The sequence below is a fragment of the Geomonas sp. genome, from assembly GCF_035254065.1.
Lineage (GTDB): Bacteria > Desulfobacterota > Desulfuromonadia > Geobacterales > Geobacteraceae > Geomonas.
This window is the reverse complement of record NZ_DATFBA010000092.1, coordinates 1-3,698: the sequence shown is the minus strand read 5'-3', so window position 1 is coordinate 3,698 and position 3,698 is coordinate 1. Positions and strand designations below refer to the sequence as shown.

Below are 3,698 nucleotides of genomic sequence, written 5' to 3'. Positions count from 1 at the left end.
CGGGCCTCGCTGCAACCGTTGGACTCGCCTTCGCAGCCGAAGGTTCCGGAGTCACCGCCGACCAGGCGCTGCAGAAGCTGATGGACGGCAACGCACGCTACGTGGAGAGCAAGCTGGGGACCTGCGCGGCAACCGACGCATCCGCCCGCGCCAAGCTCGCCACCAGCCAGCACCCCTACGCCATCATCCTTTCCTGCTCCGACTCCAGGGTCCCGCCCGAGCTGATCTTCGACCAGTCGCTGGGCGAGGTCTTCGTGGTCAGGGTGGCCGGCAACGTCGCCGACCCGATCGTGCTGGGGAGCATCGAGTATGCCGCCGAGCACCTCGGCTCGCCGCTCATCATGGTGCTCGGTCATGAGCGCTGCGGCGCGGTGACCGCCTCGGTGAAGGCGAAGGGGAAACCGGAAGGGAACATCGGGGCGATCGTGAAAGCCATCGAGCCCTCCGCAAAAAAAGCGAAGAAGACCTGCAAAGGTAAAAGCACCGAAGAGATCGTGGAGTGCGCGGTCAGCCTGAACGCTAAGGCGGTGGCTGCCGACCTGACCAAGAAGTCGAAGGTGCTCGCCCACGAGCTGAAGGAAGGAAAGATCAAGATCGTGGCGGCCAAGTACGACCTGGACGACGGCAAGGTCACCCTGCTTCAGTAGTTGATGTTTCATACCATGGTTAAGAAGGGGGCGGGCCCAGAGGGCCGCCCCCTTCTTCATGCAGCCCTACCCCCCTCGCCCCTTTAGGGGAGAGGGGCGGGGGTGAGGGAAGCAACTCCTGCTCGCAGGATGCCCTCACCCGCCCTTCGGGCACCCTCTCCCCTGAATGGGGCCGGGGTAAAGGTTTACTGCTCGACCAGTACCGGGTGCAGGCTGGGGAACTCCTTCAGGCTCTTGCTGCCGCAGGCCACGCTCGCGATGCGGTCGATGTAGATTCCTTCGTCGGCGGCACCACAGGCGATGGGAGACTGGCTGGTCACGGTGCCTTCGTGCCCGCAGCCGGGCTTACCGCTCGCGCAGATCCTGCTGATCCTCACCATCGCGTACTTGGTAACCGTCCTCAACTCAAAGCTATCGAGGGGCTTGACAGCTCCGCAGTCGGTTACCGGCACCACCACCCACCACCCCAAAAGCCTCCCGCTCTTGTCGAACTCCTTGTTGCCGCTGTCCACCTTCGGGTCGTACATCATCGCCTTGATATCGCGCAGGATGGCGTTCGTGGTGCCGGCGGCGGTGTAGATGCCCGTGCTGCATACCTGCTGCTGGGGCATCTCCTGGCAGACCATCTCGGACATCGTGTTGGTGATGGTGGGAGGGTGCAAAAGCGAAGTGTAGAGGTAGTGCCCGCGGGCCTGGCTGCCGACGGCATCGGTGCCGGCCGGGATCAGCTTCTTCTCCGCCAGCGAGCAGACCTCCGGGTAGGTGCAGGATTGGTCGGCGGCAACCTCGGAGCAGACGGCTATGTTGGAGCGGCTCCCCAGGGGGATGGCGGCGATGGCGACCGGGGTGGAGCCAAAGGACTCGGTGCCGGTGATCCTGGCCAGAAAGCTCCCCAGGGTTCCAAGCCCTACCGAGGAGCTCTCCGCCGTCCGCTTGGTCCTGACCTGGATGGCGTTGACCGGCGTCCCCCCCGGCTGGTAGGTACGGTTGGTGACGTCCCAGAACCCGACGGTGACGTCGTTGTTCTCGGTCAGGGCGTTGCCGTTGTTGTTGGCCAGTTCCATCAGGGCGGCCGCGGTGTGTTTGCCGGAAACGGCCTCCACCGCAGCGCTGCGGGCGGCGGGCTGTACGAGATCGGTGGTAGCCTGCTGTATCTTCTTCGGGTCGTGCTGGACCTGGAACAGTATCCGCTGCTTGATCGCCTCCGCACCAGACAGGGCTGCTGTCTCAGCGGTCGTCTGCAGATCTTCCTCGCTGACGTACATATAGCCGATATCAATGGCGAGGCCGGTCACCACCAGGAAAACAACCAGCATGATAGAGACGTAGGTAGTATCCATCCAGTCCATCCTCTTTGCTGCAGACATTATTCAGGGTGCCACATACTAGCACAGATCGGGCGGGATGCTTCCGCAAAAAAAGAAGAGGGTCATGCAGGCGTATGCATGACCCTCTTGTGTCACTCTGTCTTCGGCAACTTCAGTTAGGCGGAGGTGCCGACCTTGACGGCAACCTTCTCGCCCACCATCTCGGTAGCCTCGACCGTCACCGCTTTCTTCTCACGCAGGAAGAAGGTGAGGATGGTGCCGGAGGCCAGGCAGGCGCCGGCCAGGATGAAGGACTTGTTGAGGCCGCCCGGCTGTGCGTTCAGCATCTCGGAGACGCGACCCATCACCAGGCCGCCCACGCCCCAGGCGGTGAACAGGGTGCCGTAGTTGAGGCCGTAGTTCTTGAACCCCCAGTAGTCCTTGGCGAAGGAGGGGAACAGGGTCAGGTTGGAGCCGTAGTTGAAGCCGATCAGGGAGGCAAGCAGCACCAGCAGCACGGCGGAGTTGGAGCCGACCACCGGGATGGCGGAGAACATCAGGATCGCCTGGAAGGAGAGCATGATGGTCAGGGTGGCGCGGCGGCCGATCTTGTCGGAGAGAACGCCGGCAACCACGCGGCCGGAGGCGTTGCCGATCGCCATGATGGCGACCGCTACGAAGGCCATGGAGCCCATGGAGTGCTTGGCGAGGCCGGCCACGGAACCGATCACCATCAGGCCTGCACCAGCGCCGATGAAGAAGTTGATCCAGAGGAGGTAGAACTTGCCGGAGCGCAGCATTTCGGAGACGTTGGCATCGGCAACAGCGGCTTTCTTGACCGGAGCGGCATCACCCTTCACGGCCGGCTCTGCCGGGACATACCCCTTGGGCGGGTTGGCAAGCAGGAAGGAGAGGCCGCAGACGATGACCAGGAAGCCGGCGCCCAGGATGAACATCGACTTCTGGATACCGTAGACGCCGAGCAGGTAGCTGGAGAGCGGCGCGATGTAGACCGGCGCCAGACCGAAGCCCGCCACCACGATGCCGGCGATGAGGCCGGTCTTCTTGGCGGAGAACCATTTGAGGGCCGGCGGGGTGGCCGCGGAGTAGCCGAAACCGAAGCCGGAACCAGCCAGCACGCCGAAGCCGGTGACCCAGGCGGCGTAGCTGTTGGAGTAGCCCATCAGGGCGAAGCCGGCGCCCACCAGCAGGCCGCCGATCAGCGCGGTGCGCGCGGGGCCGATCTTGTCCTGGCACTTGCCGGCGATGATCATGGAGAAGGCGAAGAAGAGGCAGCAAAGAGCGTAGGGATCGTTGACCGAGGCCAGGCTCCAGTTGAAGGCGTCAGGTCCTCCAGCCTTGATGGACGCCTGAATCGCGCCTTTGAAGATACTCCAGGCATACAGCACCCCGAGCGCCAGGTTGATACCGGTTCCGGCCATTACTACCTGCCAGCCCTTGCTAGATGACGTTTGTGACATGCCTTTATACCTCCATAGTGGATTTGATGACGCCTGCCATACCTATTAGCAACTTGCATACCAACGTTCTAGCATTTCGTATATTCTGAAAAGTCACGATTTTTCAATGACTTGCCAGGATGGTCCAAGAAAGGGCGTTTTTAGCGCTCCCCTCCTCATTTCGCATGGGTGCAAAACCGTTTGGTGTGCCTGAAACGAGGACCTCGGAGATATGCATTGTAATATCAGCACCTTGTTTCACAAAACGCGCCATATTTGCACAA

At 62.1% G+C, this 3,698-nt stretch carries 3 protein-coding genes; 1 reads left to right on the top strand and 2 read right to left on the bottom strand.

The window, feature by feature from the left end:
• A partial coding sequence (locus tag VJ604_RS04770; protein ID WP_324080239.1) for a carbonic anhydrase occupies nt 1–647 on the top strand: 647 nt, incomplete at its 5' end.
• A gap of 185 nt (nt 648–832) precedes the next feature.
• Here VJ604_RS04770 and VJ604_RS04765 read toward each other — a convergent pair.
• Nucleotides 833–1,987 (bottom strand): pilus assembly protein TadG-related protein, encoded by a 1,155-nt coding sequence (locus VJ604_RS04765; RefSeq protein ID WP_324080238.1) that lies wholly within the window; start codon nt 1,985–1,987, stop codon nt 833–835.
• A gap of 143 nt (nt 1,988–2,130) precedes the next feature.
• Entirely contained in the window at nt 2,131–3,435 is a 1,305-nt protein-coding gene (locus VJ604_RS04760; protein WP_324080237.1) for an L-lactate MFS transporter, read from the bottom strand.
• Between the last annotated feature and the right edge of the window lie 263 nt (nt 3,436–3,698).